This is a genomic window from Leeuwenhoekiella sp. A2 (assembly GCF_047946655.1).
GTDB lineage: Bacteria > Bacteroidota > Bacteroidia > Flavobacteriales > Flavobacteriaceae > Leeuwenhoekiella.
Map to the genome: position 1 here is coordinate 1,993,199 of NZ_CP172311.1, position 20,545 is coordinate 2,013,743.

Here is a 20,545-nt window from a genome sequence, read left to right on the forward strand (position 1 = left end):
AGGCTGGGATTTTCTAATTTATTGAATGGTAAAAAATCTACTTAACAGACTTGGCTTAGCTAATAAAGATCCTATACAAATACATGGTTATCAAACCTACGGGACTAATGATCATCTGTATGCGATAGGACGTGCATTAGAGCACGAGGGCGTTAATCTTGAGAAAACAGACTTTTTGAGTGTTTTAAAAAATGCATTTCATCAGTTTAAAAGTGATGAACTTCCCGCCGCACGTTTAAAATTAAAACTTCCCGACAATGAGATTTTCTATACCGTAACAGATGCAGAAGGCTATTTTAAAATTGATATCACAGCATCTGGTTTAGAAAGCCAGACGAACGAAGAAGGCTGGTTACCTATGGAGCTCAGTTTTGATGATGAGAATCAAAATAGATTTATCATAAACAACAATCGTTTTCCGGTAGAAATGGTAATACCTTCAAAGAAGGCAGAGTATGGTGTAATAAGTGATATTGACGACACGATTCTGCAAACAGGGGTAGTTTCACTTATGAAGTGGAGGGTAATCCTAAATACTCTTTTTAGAGATGTGGGCAGGAGAACTCCACTGAAAGGAGCAGCAGAACTTTATCAAAAATTTCACCTGGGCAAATCTGGCGAAGCTTCAAATCCGCTCTTTTACGTGAGTAACAGTCCGTGGAATTTGTACCACTACCTTCAGGATTTTATTAAGAAAAGTAACTTCCCTAAGGGTTCTATCTTACTGCGGGATTTTAGAACTCCTTTTGACAGAACTCCGCAGCCTGAAAAACCGCATAAGCAACATGAAATTAGAAATATTCTAAAGACGTATCCACATCTAAAGTTTGTGCTTATTGGGGATAGCGGGGAACATGATGCCGATATTTATATTGAAATAGCTGAGGAATATCCAGATCGTATTCTCGCAATTTATCTACGCAGCGTTAATCACGAGAAAAGAGTATTTCGCGTACGTGGACTTCTTGAGAAATTTGAATTAACACCGGCACTTTTGGTAAGTGAAAGCGCAGTTGCTGAAGAGCATGCTCGCGAGTTAGGACTTATTCAATAGTTTATTATTGAACCTGCTCAACAATAAAAAAACCATCATTTCCCTGAGCTTGATAAAGGGGCATGAAAATAAATGCATCCCATTTACTTTTAATTTCTTCACCATTGTGTTGCGCCAGCAAATCCCCCTTTTTAACGGGCTGAAAGTTTTTATATCCAGGCTCCATTTTAAAGTTATCATCCTCTTTGAGTTCATGGCGATAGAGAATGTCAAAAGTTTTTTGATCAGTTTTAAGTTTTTCCAGTTTTGATGCAGCTTCAGGATAAGCAGATAATTTATACAGATCAAGGGAACCCGCTTTTGCAATAGCATGCCAAATAATACCTTCGTGATTGTCTACAGCTTCATCACTCTCATGTTGACCACCTTCAAAAACAAATCCTGTAAGTCCTGTTCTGCTCATGTAATGGTCTATGCAGCCCGAAACGATATCTGAGAACCCACGTATTATATAAGGCGGAAATTGATGAGCCCACTCGTCATTATCATGTACTTCCTGAACAGAAATATAGGGAGCGCTTGCAGATGAAGTTGTGTGGCAATCTAAAAAATAACGCTTGGTAAAGTCTTTTTCAGGGAAATCCTGAAGCACTTTTATTATAGAGAACATTTCTTCTTTCTCATGCGTATTTTTAACCTTGTCCTTTACATTTTTCTCTGTCCAGGTTCGGTTGAGATCTTCATCAATGTACCTTACATTTTTATTTAGCGCTTTACGATTACCTGTGACACCTACAATTGTGCCTTTTATTTCAGGCAAGCTATGTTCTAGCTCTTTAAAAACTTTTTTTAATGCCATTACACCGCTAGGTTCATTACCATGAACACCGGCAGTAATGAATAGTAAGGGGCCTTTTATGCCACTTGAATATTCGCCAATTATTCTGGGATATTTATCTTTCATGAAAATATTTTTAATGCATTGAAGCCAGTTCCTTATTTGTAAGGCTGTTTTTATAATATTTTTTATACTCTACTTTGCGTTCGATGGCCTGTATAACAGTATCAGTAAAATCTGGAAGACCTATTTCTTCACAATAATCTAAGCCGCCGGGGCTAAGAACATTTATCTCTATAAGTTTATCGTCAACAACATCCAGCCCAACAAAGAAGAAGCCATCCCGAATGAGTTTAGGAGCTGTGAGTTTGACTATTTTTTCTATTTCAGGAGTAAGTTCTGCAGGTTCTGCTTTTGCACCTAGGGAGAGATTACTTCTAAATTCAGCTTTATCTTTATTAACCCGGCGTATAATAGCTTTTTTGCCATCTTCTTCTAAAATTCTGCCGTTCATTAAGATCACACGTACATCACCTTCACTTACTTTAGGTAAAAATTCCTGAGCTATGATATATCCTTTTGTAATTAGAGCAGTGAAGATTTGATTGAAATTTTTCTTTTCTTCATCTATAAGATATACATCTTGACCGCCCGAACCTTCAAGAGGTTTGAGAACCATTTTTTTGCCAGATTTTTCCCAAAACTCAATTAGATCTTCCTTATTGCGGGTTATTAAACTATCTGGTTTTATAACTTGTGGAAGCTCTTCAAAATATAGCTTATCTATAAATGAATGAGACATAGCATTTGCATCATTAAGCACGAGAACCCCTTGCTGCTGTATCATTCTGGCGAAAGCTATCGCGCTATGTTCTGCCCAGTGCCTGTCATCTGATTCTTCAGTAGGATTATTTCTTAAAAAAAGCACATCCAGTTCTGCAGAATTTTCTGTAGTATAAGGTATAGTATCACCTTTTACCTGCTCAAAGAACTCTTCAACATTGTTATATTTAATAGATTTGGGTATTTTCTTGCAATGAAGATTTAAAGGTGCCCCATGTACAAAATTGAAGCCTCCCACATTCATGACATATACGTCATTCCCTCGTTCATAGGCCTTTTTTAGTAGAACCACTGAAGTGCCACACGGCTCAGTCTCTATATCACTAATTACAAAACATATTTTCATTTTCATATCATTTTAGAGAGTGCAATTCCTTCTTTAAATGCCCTCATTTTAGGTTGAAATTCTTTGGTTTTTAAATATCGCGGCTTTATAGTTGCCGGTTTTAATAAGTTGCGTTCTGTAAGATCTTTTATTAGAGGAGCATGTTTTATAGAATATTTACCGGCCAGTAGCGGTTCTAATTCTCCACCACCCTCTAAATATTCCTGTAGCTCAACCAGACCTTTTAAATAAATTATATCTTTTAGAAAACCACCTCCCTGAAACATTCTGGAAGTAATATTAAAAGCTCGTTCTTTTACAAATCCATATTCAAAATGGAGTAGGTTAAACATCGATTTAAAATCTGCCCCATCTATTAATGCTGCTCCTGCTACAACGCGTCCTGCGAGTATGCGTAAGCGATTACCAGAAAGACCGCCACCCAGATATTCGGCTAAGACCGCCATACCTTCTTGAGTAGCATCATAATCTGCAAAACCTGCTGCCAGCTGACTTAGAGTTTGCCGACTCCCATTATAGTAGGTAAGTGCATGCGTGCCGATCTCGTGTTGTATAAGTGCCTGTGCTTCCTGCGTGGACATTTTATAATCTGCCGGAAGATATAATTCACCCTGAGAGACCATAATGATGTTGACATCCTTACGTATATGTATAGTGCCATTATAATCTGGCGACTGCTCCTTAAAATATTCAAACTCTTCTTCAGCTAATTTTTTAAAATCGTGTGCATCTATGAGGTTTTCTGCTGCAGAAGACTGATTTTCGGGAATATTTTCCAGAATTAATTTTGCTTGCGCTAAAATATTCTTAGGCACATCTTTATGTAAGCGTATGCTGCTGTAAAAAAAGTTTCGAGAACCACGTTCTTTTAACATGGTTAGTTCCTGATCAATTTCTTCTCTTTTTTGATCATAGAGGTAAGCTAGCGCGGGATCATCAATTTCATCAATACGCAGATTATATAATCTGCGTTTTAGAATATCAGGATCTATAGGTAATAATCGATAGTGATATGAATTGATTTCGTGAAAATTGCTTTCAAAAAAACGTTCTCTTAGCGACTGAATATTTACCGGAGCAACAAGTAGTAAAAACTGATAAGAAGATTGAATAGCCGTGATTTGCTTGTCAATTTTTAAAACTTCTTCATGTATTTCTCTTTTTCCCAGAGCATTATAGCTTGATATTTTTGAAGAAGTCTGCACGCGTATAAATTCAAAAATGGCTTGTTGTACTGTCTGGGCAAAGCTTTCGCGAAAGCTTTTAAAGTAAATGGGATATACCTGGCCAATACTATCACGATAAACGGGAGGTATCTCTATACCCAATAAAGTCCCTCCTTTTTTCTTGATCTCTTCAATATCAAAAAGGGGTTCACTTTCTTTTAATTGTCTTTCTTTAGTTTGCTCAATTCGCGTTGTAAGCTTTACATCGTGTCTTCTGCTGTCTATCTTCTCAAATTCAGTTGCCAGAACTTTTAAAGATGCAGGTAGTTTATGCGATGGTCCCTTGATAACAAATTGAGTGCTTCCTGTTTTTCCGCTATATATTTCGATAAGAATAAAAGAACCAAAACGAGCTGCCATTTTCTCTGTAAGTTCTACGAGAAAATGTCTAAAATAATCAAAGTTATCCTCACCTATTATAAGATATGAAGCACTTGTACGAGCCAGTCTTAAAGTAGCATTATCTTCGGGTTTTTTGCGATAAATAAGGAGAGAGGGTACATCGTGCTCTAAGAATAGAAAGCCACCATGAGGCAGTGAACGCACTGTTCTTTTACCAACTTCTAGGTCGTCTAAAATAGATTCATCATCAAGTATAGAATGTGTTGTACTCAATCTAAGCGTTTTTTGAAAATATGATAGGTCAAATCTATGCGATTTGCTATTCTGTTAATGCATTTTCAAAATACGCAAAAACCCTATCCAAAAATAGGGTTTTATTGAGTTTAAGATTTAATTTAGACAGTTTTGGCTATTATTTAATAGGCCTCTTGAGCATTTAGCTATCTAAAACAAACCGTGTAATTCTGCGTCTATTCGGTTAATGATATTACCCAGATCTTCAGGATTATCTACAAAGTTTATATTGTCAACATCTATTATAAGCAAGTTGCCTTTGCTGTAATCATGTATCCAGGCTTCATAACGCTCATTAAGTCTGCTTAGATAATCTATTGATATACTATTCTCATATTCCCGACCTCTTTTTTGTATTTGTGCTACAAGATTTGCGATAGAACTTCTTAAATAGATCAAAAGATCTGGTCCTTCTACCACACTTTCCATCAGATCAAAAAGCGAGCGATAATTGTTGTAATCGCGATTTGTTAATAACCCCATTGCGTGCAGGTTAGGTGCAAAAATGTGAGCATCTTCATAGATCGTGCGATCCTGAATCACATCTTTATTGCCTTCACGAATGTCTAACAACTGTCTAAATCTGCTGTTTAAGAAATAAACCTGCAGATTAAAAGACCAACGCTCCATAGCGTTGTAAAAATCATCCAGATAGGGGTTGTCTACTACATCCTCAAATTGAGGTTGCCAATTATAATGTTTGGCCAAAAGCCGCGTAAGGGTCGTCTTTCCGGCACCAATATTGCCAGCAATGGCTACATGCATACGTTTAGATTTTAGGTAATTTTAATTGGTAAGTTGTGAGATTTCCACGGCTGTAAAGATATAGGATTTCGCCGGTCCAGTAAAACTGTTTTACATCATTTGTGGTGATATTAAGCTGTGCAAAATTCTCACTATTCTTTTTTTTATAGAATAAATCATCTGCAGATAATCCCAGAAGATTCTCATTGTTTTCAATTAGAGCATTTAACCCCACATTTTTAAACTTACTTACGAGACTCCCGTAACTATTGTATTGAAGTATAAAGTCATGCGTTGTCAACCAGCAATAATTAAAATTTGTAGCGGCTGTAACGATCCTGTTTTTAATAGGTGGTGACACGGTTTTTACTGTATTTGTGCGATAATTGAATAATTCAAGCTGTTGCAGGTCAATATTGAATACCCACAGCTGGCGATCATTTGCCGTTCTGGCGAAAGAAATATTTCTATATTCTTCAAGTTTATTAAAATCTAGCCTGGTGATCTCATTGAGTGTATTGTCAAGAATCACGGCGGTATTAAAATCCTGATAAAACAAAGTGATTCTTAAAGGGTTGATAATATCTACACTTGTAATTGCGCCCAGTTGTATGTCACTAAATTGAAGGGTTTTTTCGGCATTACTTTTATAGAGTACAGCGCCTGTAGTTGTGTAGAGGTTTTTGTATTTGTCTACACCTATAAATTTTTCCGCTTTAAGCGAAATAGAATCCAGCGGTAAAACCTCCATTTTTTGTGCAAAAATCGGGTGAGAAATGGCAAAAATCAGAAAGATCAAGATCCGCATAGCGCGAAAATTACGAAAAAATAGAGCTTGGCTGTTAGTGGTGAATTGTACTTTTCGATAAAGAACACTATTTTATTTTCTCATGAAGGCTTCAAAACTCCCTACTATCCTTTACTATAGATATTAACAAACCAACTTATAACCAAAGCCGCGCACGTTTAGGATTTGTATAGAATCGTCTTTCCCTAGTTTTTTACGCAGTTTGCTAATAAAAACATCCATGCTGCGAGCATTAAAAAAATCGTCATTGCCCCAAAGTTTGTTGAGTATAAGCGAGCGGTCAAGCACCTGATTCTTATTCTTTAGAAGATGAAAAAGCAAATGTGCTTCCCGGTGGGTGAGTAATTCTTTTTCTTCAGTTTTAAACTGAAGTGTTTGTTTAGGAAAGTCAAATTTAAAATCACCAAAAATTAAAACTTCAGCGTTTTTCTGAAGCTTTGTGCGACCAATAAGATTATGAATGCGCACGATGAGCTCTTCCATGCTAAACGGCTTTTTTAAGTAGTCGTTACCGCCTATGGTAAAACCTTCTACCACATCGCTGGTTTGTGATTTTGCCGTTAAAAATATAATAGGAATATCGCCATCCTGCTGCCTGATTTCTTTAGCAAGCGTAAAGCCATCTTTTTTAGGCATCATTACATCGAGCACAAGCAATTGTGGTTTTTTGCTTTTGTAGAATTCTAACGCTTTCTCACCATCTTCGACTAAATGAACTATAAAATCTCGAGTTTCCAGACTTTCTTTTACAATCTGTCCCAGAGCAGGTTCATCTTCGGCGAGGAGAATGTGTGTTTTTTCAGGCATTTGGGATTGTGATTATAAAATTGGTTTTTCCGTTTATTACAACGCTGATCGTACCGCCGTGTTTCTCGATGATTTTTTTAGTGTAGTACAAGCCGATGCCGAAACCTTTGATGTTATGCGTATTTCCCTTTGGCACGCGGTAGAATTTTTCAAAAATTTGTTTCGCCTGCGCGGAATTAAGCTCATTCCCGTTATCTGCGATTTTTATCAAAATCTCCCGATTTTTAGCTTCTACAGCTACTTTTATGAGGTTTCCGCCATATTTTACAGCATTGTCAAGAATATTGTTTAAAGCGTTTTCCAGATGAAAAATATCTGCATAGATGTAAATATTTTCGCGTAAGCTTTCAAAAGTAAATTCTTTTTGTGGCGCTAAAGATTGATGCTTTTTAATGAGTGTTTGCAACAATTCTGCAATCGAAACTTCTTCTTTGTTGAGTTGCAAATCGTCGCCATCTAGTGTGGCGGTTTCCAGTAACTTCTCAACCATGGTGTTGAGTTTACCCAGCTGTACGGTTGAGGTTTGTACATATTTTTTGGTCTTAGCAGGATCATTTTCCACATTAAAATTCTCGATACCTTCTAGCGCAACACCTATAGTAGCAATTGGGGTTTTAAACTCGTGTGTAATATTGCTAATGAGGTCATTTTTAACTTCTGCCAGTTGCTTTTGCCTGTTAATAATGCGCAATAAAAACAGCAGACAAGCAATCACGGCGGCAATAAGAAGCGCTGAAAGCAGGATGCCTACAAGGTTGCGTTTTAAAATAGTGAAGGTTTCATTAGTAAAAAATAATTCTAGTTTGCTACCGCCAGGTAACCAGGTAGATTTTGCCGTGGTACTTAGCAATGCTGTTTTATTAATATGAGGATTTATTTGCTGTATAACACTGTCTTTTTGTGTATAAATAAAACCATAATCTACCTCAATATATTTTCTTGCAAGTTGGTTTTTTATGAGACTGTCCATTTTTTCTATCTGGAGTGTATCTTCATTTATTGAAATCACTATACGCGAAGTAAGAGACGTCCATTTGTGTAGTAAACTATCTGCCTTTTCATTTTCTTCACCTTCTGTTGCGCTCTTGAAAATTTGCATTTTAGAGTTGTTATGCTCGTTGGCTGCACTGGTGAAGCTATCTCTGTTCACACCTTTGTGAATGGTTATAGATTTTATCGAATTTCTTTTTAATGAATCTAAGCCCTTAAACCCTTTATTCGAAATATCTATTTTACTAAAAAGGCTGTCTAAAGCAGTTGAAGACTCGTCTACTTGGGTATTATTTTTCAATACAAATCCCACTGTATTTTTCTTAGCGAGAATAGAATAATAATCATCTACGGCATTATCTAGGCTTATCTGTGTTTCATTTACCAATTGCTGCTTCGCAGATTGATAGTTCTTGTAATTCCAATACACCTGAATGGCTAGAGTAATTGCTATCACCCCGGCAATAAAATAAATAAGCAACTTGTAATTGCGGTTTTGCATAGGCCAAAAGTAAGTTGAATTTTTAAGCTGCTGGTTTTCGCTTAACACTCGTTAACACTGGTTAACTATCAAAGTGGTTTCTTTCTATCACTTTTGACTTGAATTAAATTTATTGCTTTTGACCAAATTCAAAATCGGGTTAAAAAAGGCAATAATCGGTTAATTTCAATATAAAATCAATCAATCAAAAAACGACAGTTATGAATTTAAAATGGGTTTTAATTGTAATCATTTTCGCTTTTGCGAAACCATTAATTGCACAGGATTTTCAGGGTGTGGCGACTTATAAAAGCAGACGGCAAATTGATATTACGATGGATAGTACACAGATGAATGATGCTATGCAAAAGCAGATACAGGAGCAATTAAAAAAGCAATTTCAAAAAGAATTTACGCTTCAGTTTGACCGCAACGAGTCTCTATATAAGGAAAATGAAAAGCTGGATGCGCCTAGTGTGGGCAGCTCCTCTGGCGTTCAGATCAAAATTTCTTCAAGTAATTTCGTTCTGTATAAAAATACTGCGGCGGGAACTTTTACAAAACAGGATGAGCTTTTTGGCAAAATATTTCTCATTCAGGATTCCTTACCCAAACCCAATTGGAAACTGGAAAAAGACCAAAAATCAATTGGTGATTATACATGTTATAAAGCCACACTTACTCGGGAAGTAAAAGAAAAACAATGGGGTACAGCAAGCGATAGTATTGCAGAAACTAAGCATGAAAAAACGGTTGTTGTCTGGTATACGCCGCAAATTCCTGTTACTAACGGTCCACAAGAATATTGGGGTCTGCCGGGGTTGATACTTGAAGTACAGGATGATAAATTGAGCATTCTGTGTAGTTCTATAGTTTTAAATCCTAATGAGAAAATCGATATTGAAGCCCCAGACAAAGGGAAAGTAATTGATCAGGAAAGCTTTAACACGTTACAGGAAGAAAAAATGCAAGAGTGGATGGAGCGCAACAGCAACAATAGAAAAGGTGACGGAAAACAAATAACCATTAAAATAGGCGGTTAATAAATTATTATTAAGTCTGTTAAACTTTAAGATAATTCGCGGGTCTAATTAAAAAATCTTAAAGTATTGGTGTTATGAATATGATCACTAAAGTTCTACTTGCGGCTGTTGCTTATTTATGCAGTTTTTTGGGACAGGCTCAACAATTTGATGGCGGTATCGCTACATATCAAACTAAAACAACCGTAGATATTGACGGCTGGGGCGGCAGACAGATGAGCGAGCAGATGAAAAAGCAAATCGCTGAGCGCATGAAATCAAGACTTGAAAAAACCTACACCCTTGCATTTAATAAAGACGAATCTATTTATGAGGAAGTTGAAAAGCTGGAAGCACCGGGACAAGGTGGTGGAATGCGATTTATGGGCGGCGGCTTCTCGCAAGGCGGGATTTATAAGAACATAGGTGATAATTTGTACGCTCGTGAGAACGATTTAATGGGCAAAGCATTTCTGGTAAAAGACAGTCTCAACAAGCTAGACTGGAAACTAGAAAAAGAAAGCAAGATGATTGGGCAATATGCAGCTTTTAAAGCTACAGCTACGCGAAAGATAGAGCCTAATGCTTTTAGTGCAATGCGGCGCAGACGTAATGCCGAAAATGACAGCACGGCTGTTGCTAAAGAACCTATAGAAGAAACTATTACGGCGTGGTATACACCACAAATTCCCGTAAGTCAGGGGCCTGATGAATATTGGGGTTTGCCGGGATTAATACTTGAAGTAAATGCTGGGCGTACCGTTATTTTGTGTACCAAAATCGTCATTAATCCTAAAGAAGGTCTGGAAATAGATCAGCCTGATAAAGGAAAGGAAATAAGCCGAAAAGATTATGAAGCTGTAGTGGCAGAAAAAACCAAAGAAATGGCAGAACGTTTTAGCAATGGCCGTGGCGGCCCCGGTGGCAGAAGAAATTAATATCACTTTTTCGTTTTATAAAACTAATCCCAATCTTTTCTCTCCCTTGGGGAGAGATGCCACAGGCAGAGAGGGATATTCAATCAATCAACCAAATTATGAAATACCCCATTGTAATATTTCTTTTATTAGGAAGCGTATCTCTCTTTGCACAGAATGTAAAAATAAGCGGTACCGTTAAAGACAGTATTGGTACACCGTTAGAATTGGCTAATGTAATTGCAACTAAAAAAGCAGACGGGGCGATGGAATCCTATGCGATTAGTAATTCAGATGGGCGTTATCAGTTTTCGGTTCCATCTGGTGAAGAATACACATTTGTAGCCAGTTTTTTAGGGCTTGCGCCGGAAACTAAAGATGTAAACATACCTGAAGGCGGTGATAACATCAATCTTGATTTTGTACTTATGCCGGCAGCAAATCAGCTGGACGATGTAGAATTGGTCTACGAGATGCCCGTGGTGGTAAGAGGTGATACCATTGTTTACAATACAGATAGTTTTACTAACGGTACAGAGCGTAAATTAGGTGATGTGCTTAAAAAACTTCCCGGGGTTGAGGTTGATGAAAATGGGGGTATTACTGTTGAGGGAAAAAGCGTAACTAAAGTAATGGTTGAAGGAAAGGATTTCTTTGATGGCGATTCTAAACTAGCAACTAAGAATATCCCGGCAGATGCTTTGAAAAAAGTAGAAATTTTAAAGAATTATAATGAAGTAGATCAAATGCGTGGTCTGGGTAACGATCAGGATAATGTTGCGATCAATATCAAACTTAAAGACGGTAAAAAGAATTTTTGGTTTGGTGAACTACAAGGCGGAATAGGTGACGGAGATAAAACCAGATATCTGGGTAGTGCAAAGCTGTTTTATTACAGCCCAAAAGGAAGCATTAACCTGATAGGAAATACAAATAACACAGGAGATGTGCCTTTTACTTTCCGTGATTATTTCAATTTTACAGGAGGTTTTAGAAACTTTAATCAGCGCGGAGGAACTTCTTTTAATATTGCAGACAGCGGACTAGGATTTCTGGTTTCACAAAATAATCAGGCGAATGAAATGGAAACCAAATTTGGTGCAGCAAACTTTAGCTATCAGGCTTCTGATGCCTGGGATTTAAGCGGCTTCACGCTTTTTAGTGATAATCAGACCAATTTCATACAGCGCTCACTACGCAGATATATTCAAACTAATGAAACTGAAGTAAACACCAGCGATAGCGATCAACGCAATCAATTGGCGATGGCAAAATTCAGTGCTACTTTCAAACCAAAAGCTCGTTTTCAAATGGATTATGATGTGCTGGCAAAATATTCAAAACAGTCACAAAATACAGATGCTCTTTCTGTTTTTACAGATGCAGACGGGGAAGTTTCAAATCCCATTACCGAAAATCAGGATAATTCGCCTTTTTCACTCAATCAAAATTTAAATGCCTATTACACGCTTGACGAAAAAAACATTTTTGCAGGATACGTGCAGCATCTGTACCAGAACGAAGATCCTTTTTATGAAGCAATTGTAAAAGTACAGCCTTTTCAAAACATTCTTCCTTTAGATGAAAATCAAACTAATTTTGATATAAATCAGGATAAATTACTCAAGACTAATAAACTGGATTCTAAGCTGGATTATTACTACGTTATCAATGATAAAAGCAACCTGAATATAAGTCTGGGAACCACTTTAAGCAGACAAGATTTCAATTCGTCGATCTTTCAAATACTCGATTCTGGTTCTCAAAATGACTTTGACGATCCCGCATTGAATAATGATGTTACTTATAAATTTTCAGATTTGTTTCTGGGTGTGCATTATAAATTTAAAACCGGAATTTTTACCATCACACCGGGATTGACTTTTCATGATTACATAACAGATACAGAGCAAGTGGGAGTAAGTACACATGAAAATCAAACTATGGTTTTGCCAGACTTATATGCGATCGCGCAGTTTAAGCAAAGCGAAAGTTTACGTTTTAACTACCAGATGACGGCGCAGTATACAGATGTAAATGATTTCGCCGAAGGTTATGTATTTAATAACTACAACAGACTGGCACGCGGAAATACAAATCTCGATAACGCAATTTATCACACCCTGAGCCTGAACTATTTTAATTTTAACATGTTTAATTTTACAAATTTAAATGGGGGCGTCAATTATACAAGTAGAGTAGATGCGATCAAAAATCAGACAGTAATAGAGCAGATAAATCAGGTTTCTATGCCTATAAACAGCGATTTTGTAGATAATACTTTAAGTGCCAACGGGCGTTTTCAAAAAACCTTCAGAAAATTAAAAGCCAATTTAAGTGCGAATGTCTCGTATAGCGAACTCAACAACATTATAAATTCAAATTACCGAAAGTCTAAAAATTTCACACAAAGTTATCAGGGAAGCTTAGAGACTAATTTTAAAACTGCTCCTAATTTAGAAATAGGGTACAACAGAAGTATCAATCAATATGACAACGGTGGTCTGGAAAGTGATTTTTATACAGACAGACCTTTTGCGAACGTAGATTTCAAGTTCTTAAAAGGCTTCACCTTTACGGCAGACTGGAGTTACTACAATTATTATAATGATGATAAAACGGTGCAAAATGAGTATTCCTTTTTTGAAGCCAGCCTTTGGTATCAAAAACCAGAAAGCAAGTGGGAATTTCGTGTAGACGGAACCAATCTTTTTGATGTCGATTCATTAAACAACGACAGTTTTAATGAGACCTTTAGTACAACTACACGCTATTATGTGCAACCGCGTATTGTAATGTTATCTGTAAAATATAATTTGTAATTAACAGGAAGAAGGTTAAAATTTTTAATAATACTTCATTATAATTTTAAGAAATGTTTAGCGTGACAGAGCGCTCCTGAACTTTCTGGTATTCATAATTTTAGAAGAAACAACAACCTTTTAAAAATGATGCTATGAAAGATCCTCAAAATAAATACAAGACACCACCATTTCCTAAAGAAAAGCAAGAAGTGCCGGGTACTGAAGAAGCAATGACTCCCAAGGTAGATCACGGCGAAGAAAGCTATAAGGGTACCGGAAAACTTGAAGGTAAAAATGCTATAATTACCGGTGCAGACAGCGGTATAGGCAGAGCGGTCGCTATTGCTTTTGCACGTGAAGGTGCTAATGTTCTCATATCGTATTTATCAGAACATGAAGACGCTAAAAAAACGGCAGGATATGTTGAAAAAGCGGGTAAAAAGGCTGTATTAGTAGCCGGGGATATTAGCGAAAAATCTCAATGTGAACAAATTGTTGAGCGTGCTGTAAAGGAATTTGGTCAAATAGATATTCTGGTAAATAATGCTGCCTTTCAAATGGCCAGAGAATCATTACAAGATGTTCCTGATGAGGAGTGGGATTATACTTTTAAAACAAATATCTATTCCATGTTCTATATCTGCAAAGCAGCCGAACCTTATATGAAACCGGGCAGCACTATCGTAAATACCACTTCAGTCAACGCCTACAAGCCAACGCCCACCTTACTAGCCTATGCTGCTACAAAAGGGGCAATCCAAAATTTTACGGCAAACCTTGGTCAGTTACTAGCCGAAAAAGGAATACGTGCTAATTGTGTCGCACCGGGACCTATCTGGACACCGCTTATACCAGCTACTATGCCGGCAGATGAGGTAAAATCGTTTGGGGAATACACGCCGCTAAAAAGACCGGGACAACCTGCTGAAGTTGCACCTATTTATGTACTTCTGGCCTCAGAAGATTCAAGTTACATGACAGGTTCTACCGTGCAGGTGACTGGTGGTACTCCTACTATTTAATCAGAAGAGAAATAGTCTGCCTTTAAGATTTCTAAGAATTTACAAAGCCCTTTATAGAGGCACTTTTTTCGTTTTCCAAAATCTAATAAAATATACCTAATGAAATTAAATACTAAAAATAACGACAGACGCCGCTTTATAAAAAATATGAGTCTTGGTCTTGGAGCTACCGTGACGGGTGTGCCTGTGCTTTCCTCTTTTTCTGGAGACTTAGCAACCGCTTTAGACGAAGCAGTAGGTAATGATCAAGATACTAAAAAAGGAATAGCCCTAGTTGGTTTAGGAGGTTACAGTACGGGGCAATTAGCGCCTGCTTTAGAGCAAACTAAAAATTGTTACCTGGCGGGAATTGTAACAGGCACCCCGGATAAGGTGGATGCCTGGAAGTCAAAATATAACATACCCGATAAAAATGTTTACAACTATGAGAATTTTGATGAGATAGCAGATAATGATGACATAGATATTATTTACATCGTATTGCCCAATAGCATGCATGCAGATTATGTAGTACGCGCAGCAAAGACTAAGAAAGATATAATTTGTGAGAAACCCATGGCCACAAATGTAGCTGATGCCCAGCGTATGATAGATGCCTGTAAGGAAAATGGGGTAAAACTGGCTATTGGTTATCGTCTCCATTTTGAGCCCTTTAATAAACGTGTGGCAGAGTTGGGGCAACAAAAACTATTTGGTAAAGTAACTGAGGTTAAAGCAAATTTTAGTGAAGATATGACCAGCGGTAAACCTAATGTCTGGCGGCTCAATAAAGAAATGGCCGGTGGTGGTCCGCTGATGGATCTTGGAATTTATTGCGTGCAGGGCGTAATTTATACACTGGGTAAAACCCCTATAGCAGTTACCGCAGAATTTGGCGAAGTAACAAAACCTACCTATTTCTTTGATGTGGAACAGTCAATTAAATGGAAAATGGAATTTGATGATGGCTTTGTTGCAGAATGTGAGAGCAGTTATGCAAAGGCTGAAGATTTACTGTACGGAAAGGCAGAAAGAGGATGGTGGAAACTAAGCCCGGCATATAGCTACGATGGCAAAAAGGGACAAACTATGGAAGGACCAATGGATTTTGAAAATGTATATGAACAAGCCAATCAAATGGATAGTCAGGCGACGCATTTTAGCAAGGATCAGCAATCTATCGTACCGGGAGAGATGGGATTACGTGATTTAAAAATTCTTATGGCAATATATGAATCTGCTGAAGGTGGTGGTAAACGTGTGGAAATAAGTTAATAACCCCGCTTTCGCGAAACGGTATTAAGCAAAGGTTCACCTGCTTGTAGGCGGTTATAGTTTTCCACAACTTGTGGAATGATAGATTCTGGCGAACTTACACTAGCCACATGTGGAGTAATAAGAATATTAGGTTCTCTCCAGAATGGATGATCTTTGGGCAGGGGTTCCTGCTCAAAAACATCCAGCGATGCTCCGCTCAATTTCTCGGAATGAAGAGCTTCCAGTAAATCAGTTTCGTTAAGATGGCCTCCTCGTGCTACATTGATGAGATAAGCCCCCTTTGGAAGTTGATCAAAAAGTGCTTTATTTAAAATTCCCGAAGTTTCTTCGGTCAGCGGTAGCAGACAGACTAATATTTCGGCGGTAGACAGAAATTTATTTAGTTCTTTTTCTCCGCTGTAACTTTTTACAAATTCAAGATCCTTATAAGAATGTGACCAGCCGGTAACTTTAAAACCAACCTGGTGCAGAAGTTCGCTTACGGCCTGACCTAAAACTCCAAGTCCCATAATCCCGACAGTGACATCAGCAACACGTCGATAAGGTAATCTATCCCAATGTGGTTGTTTTCTGCTAAAAGTGTTGAGGTTTTTAATAGTGCTCATGCATTGCGCCAATACAAATTCGCGCATATCTGTCGCCAGATATTCATCAACGACTCTTGTAAGTTGAATGTTTTCAGGTAATTCAGGATCTTCAAAAAGATGGTCTACACCGGCTCCCATTGAGCCTATAACTTTCAGGTTTGGGTATTGATTATAACTTCCCGCCGGTGCTTTCCACGAAAGTGCCATAATTATATCTTCCTTATTTTCCGCTGTTTCAGGTGTAAAAACGGGAAAATCAGGGTCAAAATCGGCAAAAGCGTTCAGCCATTGCTCGTAGTTTTTATCAGAACGGAGTAAGATTAAGGCCAAGGTTGAAGATTTTTAGATGGATTTTGACGGGTATCGAAGACGCGAACAATATAAATAGTATCATTTCCAACCCGATAAGTGATTTTGCAATGGTGAAAGATATATTTGCGATAATCTCTCTTAAGATGTTTGAAAAATTCATCCGGAGCGCCAATAGAATTAATATCAATTTCTGAGTTTTCAAATATTTCTGTTTCTTTTCTAATTTGGAAAGCAATATCAAGCGCCTTGTCCCAGCCATATAGCTTAGAATAAAAAGAAGTAATTTGTCTCAAATCCTTTGAAGCTCGAGAAGTCCAGATTACTTGTTTTATAATTCTTTCCAACCTCTAATTTGTTCTGTCATTTCTTGTTGAGAGTAAACCCTTCCGGCTTTTATATCTTCTTCGGCTTCTTCAATCATGCGATCCTGTTGTTTTTGATATTCAAAGGCGGCAATTGCCTCATCAATCTTTTTCAACAGGTCATAATCTGCAGTAGAAATTCTTTCCTGAATCTTTTTTTTCAGCATTGTACTTTCCATGAGAAACGTTTTTTTAAAGTTAGGAAATTTGTTCAAATTCAATTCTTAATAATAGAGCATAAAAAACGCCGCAATTAAGCGACGTTTCAAAATTTATAGTTTAAAAGCTTCTTTCACTTTATCAACGTAGTCAAGTTTTTCCCAGGTGAAGAGTTCTACTTCCCGGCTCACTCGCCCGCTATACGGACTTTCAAAAATTTTGGTGATGGTTGCGGGAGTCTTACCCATGTGACCATAAGCTGAAGTTTCTCGGTAAATGGGATTACGCAATTTCAGACGTTCTTCAATCGCTGCGGGTCTCATATCAAAAATTTCATGCACTTTCCTTGCAATGTCACCATCAGACAGATTAACTTTTGAAGTTTTATATGTGTCAACAAAAATCGAAGTCGGCTCAACAACACCAATAGCATAAGAAACCTGCACAAGCACTTCGTCTGCAACTCCGGCAGCGACAAGATTTTTTGCAATATGTCGAGAGGCATAAGCTGCAGAACGGTCTACTTTACTAGGGTCTTTACCAGAAAAAGCTCCACCACCGTGAGCGCCTTTTCCACCATAAGTGTCTACAATGATCTTACGGCCGGTTAAACCAGCATCACCGTGTGGCCCGCCTATTACGAATTTCCCTGTTGGGTTGATATGGTAAATGATATCGTCATTAAAAAGCGTAGCCTGTTCTTCGGGCAGGCTGTTTTTAACTCGTGGAATGAGAATTTTAATGATATCTTCCTTGATTTTATCAAGCATTTTATCATCGTCTTCCTCAAACTGATCATGCTGAGTAGAGACTACAATAGCAACTATTTTCTGCGGAATATTTTCATCGCTGTATTCAATAGTTACCTGAGCTTTTGCATCCGGGCGCAAATATTTGATTTCATTTTCTTCACGTCTCAATTTAGCAAGCTCAATCATAAGCCTGTGCGAAATATCAAGTGCCAGAGGCATATAATTTTCAGTTTCGCGAGTAGCGTAACCAAACATCATTCCCTGGTCACCGGCTCCCTGTTCTTCTTTGGTCGCACGGTCTACGCCTTGATTGATATCTTGTGACTGCTCATGAATTAGAGAAATAACACCACAGCTGTCGCCGCTAAATTTATAAGCGCCTTTTGTATAACCAATGTCATTGATCACATCGCGGGCAATCGTCTGTACGTCGAGATAAGTGTCACTTTTTACCTCACCGGCAAGCACAACCTGACCAGTTGTTACTAAAGTTTCACAAGCTACTTTAGATTCCGGGTCAAAGGCCAGAAAGTTGTCAAGTAACGTGTCACTAATTTGATCTGCAATTTTATCCGGGTGCCCTTCAGAGACACTTTCAGATGTAAATAAATAAGCCATTCAGCAATTTTTAATTTAAACTCTGTTTTTGGCTAAATTCGAGCTGATTTTAACCCTCGCAGAGCTGATTTTTCGCGTTTTAAGCGAGATTTTAAAACTACCTCAAAACAAAATTTCTGTGTTGAGGAATCAATTAATTTTTCGTTAAAGTTGATTTGACGGTACGCCTTTAGGAAGTTAACACTGCCTTTAGCATTTTTATTTCTACCAAAATCAGGTAGCAGAGGTTGCAATCAGTCAAATCTTTCCTCTTGAGGGCGCAAATGTAGAAATTTAGAACCTAATCAACAACCTCAGATTTAATCGAAAAATAATCAGGTAGAAAATTTTCTTTCTATAAATGTCAGAAAAACATGCTGGCAAATCCTGCTATTTACTAATAACATAAAATTATCTATGAATATGTTGGATTTCTGCATTTTGTTTCGCAATCTTTGTCCTCAAGTTCAAAAGCGTAGTGAAATGTTATCAAGAAAGGCCGAGGGATTAGACCCGCTGAAGCCTTAGCAACCCTTTCTCTTTGAAAGAAGGTGCTACATTCTACCCAAAGCCTGATTAAAAAATCGGGCAGAAAGGGATAGATAACGATAAAAACAGCTTAAAATCTGTTTCCGTATTTCTTTATAACATTTTTCTTTTTACGATCTCAGGGTGAGATCTGTTGCTTTTAGTTAATCAACTTTAAACAGAAAGAAAAATGAGCACAACACAATTTTCAACACAGGCATTGCACGTCGGTCATGACACAAAGGTACACGGCGGCACACGAGCAGTTCCCATTTACCAGACAACCAGCTATGTCTTCAACAATGCAGACCATGCTGCTAATCTTTTTAATCTTTCAGAGCCGGGTTTTATTTACACCCGCTTAAACAACCCTACAAATGATATTCTTGAGCAGCGCCTTGCCGCCCTTGAAGGGGGTATTGCCGCGGTTGTTACTGCTTCCGGAACGGCTGCGATCAACACAACTTTGCTTACACTATTAAAATCTGGTGATCATATTGTTGCTTCTAGTAGTTTGTACGGCGGTACGTGGAATTTACTCAGCGTTACTTTACCCAGATTTGGCATCACAACTACTTTTGTAGATCCTGCAGAAGCTTCAAATTTTCAGGATGCTGTAAAAGAAAATACGCGAGCGATCTTTATAGAATCTCTGGGAAATCCAAAACTGGACGTGCTCGATATTAAAGCGATTTCAGCTGTCGCGAAAGAAAATAAAATTCCGCTTATTGTAGATAATACGGTTGCAACTCCCGCTTTGCTCAATCCTATTGCGCACGGCGCAAATATTGTAATTCATTCTTTGACCAAATATATTAACGGTAACGGAACCACTTTAGGCGGGGCAATCATTGACGCCGGCACATTCGACTGGTCAAGTGGTAAATTCCCTGAATTTACCGAACCTTCAGCGGGATATCACGGCTTGATTTATCATGAAGCTTTAGGCCCCGCGGCATTTATTGCAAAAGCACGCATAGAAGGTTTACGCGATCACGGTGCAGCATTGAGTCCGTTTAACGCATTTCAGATTATTCAGGGATTAGAAACTCTGGAAATCCGCATTAAAAAACACAGCGAGAATGCTCTGGCTTTAGCCAAATGGTTGCAGGAACAGGATGAGGTTACCTGGGTAAATTATCCGGGTCTTGAAGACAGTGATTATTACGAACTTGCACAAGAATATCTTCCTAAAGGACAAAGCGGTCTTGTGACTTTTGGCGTAAAAGGTGGTTATGAAAGCGCAAAAACCATCGCAAATGAGGCAAAAATCTTTTCGCTTTTAGCTAATATTGGCGACACAAAATCACTTATTATTCACCCGGCAAGTACAACACATCAACAACTTGATGAGAAAGCGCAGGCATCAACCGGTGTTACTCAGGATTTGATTAGACTTTCTGTGGGTCTCGAGGATCTGGAAGATTTAAAAGCAGATCTTAAAGCAGCCTTTTCGCATCTGGATAAAAAAGTTTTAGCTTAAAATTTAATAATAGAACATTAAGAATCGGGG

Annotated in this window: 18 protein-coding genes and 1 riboswitch; of the genes, 7 read left to right on the forward strand and 11 right to left on the reverse strand. The window is 37.9% G+C overall.

Annotated elements, in window-relative coordinates; genetic code table 11:
* The first annotated feature begins 25 nt into the window (after window positions 1-25).
* A complete protein-coding gene (locus ACH3PA_RS08900; RefSeq protein ID WP_416448535.1) occupies window positions 26-1,054 on the forward strand; it encodes an App1 family protein in 1,029 nt (342 codons plus the stop codon).
* A gap of 4 nt (window positions 1,055-1,058) precedes the next feature.
* On the opposite strand, the gene ACH3PA_RS08905 is transcribed toward ACH3PA_RS08900, so the two are convergent.
* The 7 genes from ACH3PA_RS08905 to ACH3PA_RS08935 form a co-directional block, all read right to left on the reverse strand.
* The gene (locus ACH3PA_RS08905) at window positions 1,059-1,958 is read right to left on the reverse strand and encodes a succinylglutamate desuccinylase/aspartoacylase domain-containing protein (protein ID WP_416448536.1); all 900 of its coding nucleotides are present in this window, start codon (window positions 1,956-1,958) and stop codon (window positions 1,059-1,061) included.
* A gap of 10 nt (window positions 1,959-1,968) precedes the next feature.
* Complete coding sequence (locus ACH3PA_RS08910) at window positions 1,969-3,021, reverse strand: glutathione synthase (protein ID WP_416448537.1); 1,053 nt, start codon at window positions 3,019-3,021, stop codon at window positions 1,969-1,971.
* A 2-nt stretch (window positions 3,022-3,023) separates the two neighbouring features.
* The gene (locus ACH3PA_RS08915) at window positions 3,024-4,862 is read right to left on the reverse strand and encodes a flavohemoglobin expression-modulating QEGLA motif protein (protein WP_416448538.1); all 1,839 of its coding nucleotides are present in this window, start codon (window positions 4,860-4,862) and stop codon (window positions 3,024-3,026) included.
* Window positions 4,863-5,033: 171 nt separating this feature from the next.
* Window positions 5,034-5,648: a deoxynucleoside kinase gene (locus tag ACH3PA_RS08920; RefSeq protein WP_416445043.1), complete on the reverse strand. Its 615-nt coding sequence runs from the start codon at window positions 5,646-5,648 to the stop codon at window positions 5,034-5,036.
* 4 nt (window positions 5,649-5,652) lie between these two features.
* Window positions 5,653-6,435, reverse strand: coding sequence for a hypothetical protein (locus ACH3PA_RS08925; RefSeq protein WP_416448539.1), 783 nt, complete (start codon window positions 6,433-6,435; stop codon window positions 5,653-5,655).
* A 123-nt stretch (window positions 6,436-6,558) separates the two neighbouring features.
* Complete coding sequence (locus tag ACH3PA_RS08930) at window positions 6,559-7,242, reverse strand: response regulator transcription factor (protein WP_416448540.1); 684 nt, start codon at window positions 7,240-7,242, stop codon at window positions 6,559-6,561.
* Window positions 7,235-8,734 (reverse strand): sensor histidine kinase, encoded by a 1,500-nt coding sequence (locus ACH3PA_RS08935; protein WP_416448541.1) that lies wholly within the window; start codon window positions 8,732-8,734, stop codon window positions 7,235-7,237. The genes ACH3PA_RS08930 and ACH3PA_RS08935 overlap by 8 nt, the downstream gene beginning before the upstream one ends.
* Window positions 8,735-8,934: 200 nt before the next feature.
* Here ACH3PA_RS08935 and ACH3PA_RS08940 point away from each other — a divergent pair, with 200 nt between their 5' ends.
* From ACH3PA_RS08940 to ACH3PA_RS08960, 5 genes are all read left to right on the forward strand, one after another.
* Window positions 8,935-9,756, forward strand: coding sequence for a GLPGLI family protein (locus tag ACH3PA_RS08940; protein WP_416448542.1), 822 nt, complete (start codon window positions 8,935-8,937; stop codon window positions 9,754-9,756).
* A 74-nt stretch (window positions 9,757-9,830) separates the two neighbouring features.
* On the forward strand, window positions 9,831-10,673 hold the full coding sequence (locus ACH3PA_RS08945) for a GLPGLI family protein (RefSeq protein WP_416448543.1): 843 nt from the start codon (window positions 9,831-9,833) through the stop codon (window positions 10,671-10,673).
* A 98-nt stretch (window positions 10,674-10,771) separates the two neighbouring features.
* Entirely contained in the window at window positions 10,772-13,474 is a 2,703-nt protein-coding gene (locus ACH3PA_RS08950; protein ID WP_416448544.1) for a carboxypeptidase regulatory-like domain-containing protein, read from the forward strand.
* A gap of 134 nt (window positions 13,475-13,608) precedes the next feature.
* Entirely contained in the window at window positions 13,609-14,478 is an 870-nt protein-coding gene (locus tag ACH3PA_RS08955) for a glucose 1-dehydrogenase (protein ID WP_416445029.1), read from the forward strand.
* Window positions 14,479-14,577: 99 nt separating this feature from the next.
* Window positions 14,578-15,732, forward strand: coding sequence for a Gfo/Idh/MocA family protein (locus ACH3PA_RS08960; protein WP_416445027.1), 1,155 nt, complete (start codon window positions 14,578-14,580; stop codon window positions 15,730-15,732).
* Here the strand turns inward: ACH3PA_RS08960 and ACH3PA_RS08965 are convergent.
* The 4 genes from ACH3PA_RS08965 to metK all read right to left on the reverse strand — a co-directional run bounded on the left by ACH3PA_RS08965 (window position 15,729) and on the right by metK (window position 18,525).
* Window positions 15,729-16,652: a 2-hydroxyacid dehydrogenase gene (locus tag ACH3PA_RS08965; RefSeq protein ID WP_416445025.1), complete on the reverse strand. Its 924-nt coding sequence runs from the start codon at window positions 16,650-16,652 to the stop codon at window positions 15,729-15,731. The genes ACH3PA_RS08960 and ACH3PA_RS08965 overlap by 4 nt on opposite strands.
* A complete protein-coding gene (locus ACH3PA_RS08970) occupies window positions 16,643-16,978 on the reverse strand; it encodes a type II toxin-antitoxin system RelE/ParE family toxin (protein ID WP_416445023.1) in 336 nt (111 codons plus the stop codon). The genes ACH3PA_RS08965 and ACH3PA_RS08970 overlap by 10 nt, the downstream gene beginning before the upstream one ends.
* A complete protein-coding gene (locus ACH3PA_RS08975) occupies window positions 16,963-17,175 on the reverse strand; it encodes a hypothetical protein (RefSeq protein WP_416445021.1) in 213 nt (70 codons plus the stop codon). The genes ACH3PA_RS08970 and ACH3PA_RS08975 overlap by 16 nt, the downstream gene beginning before the upstream one ends.
* A 93-nt stretch (window positions 17,176-17,268) precedes the next feature.
* Window positions 17,269-18,525, reverse strand: coding sequence for a methionine adenosyltransferase (metK, locus tag ACH3PA_RS08980; protein WP_416445019.1), 1,257 nt, complete (start codon window positions 18,523-18,525; stop codon window positions 17,269-17,271).
* 462 nt (window positions 18,526-18,987) lie between these two features.
* A riboswitch (SAM riboswitch) is annotated at window positions 18,988-19,113 on the forward strand.
* Window positions 19,114-19,222: 109 nt separating this feature from the next.
* Between metK and ACH3PA_RS08985 the strand changes: the two genes are divergently transcribed.
* Window positions 19,223-20,515: an O-acetylhomoserine aminocarboxypropyltransferase/cysteine synthase family protein gene (locus ACH3PA_RS08985; protein ID WP_416445017.1), complete on the forward strand. Its 1,293-nt coding sequence runs from the start codon at window positions 19,223-19,225 to the stop codon at window positions 20,513-20,515.
* Window positions 20,516-20,545 lie beyond the last annotated feature (30 nt).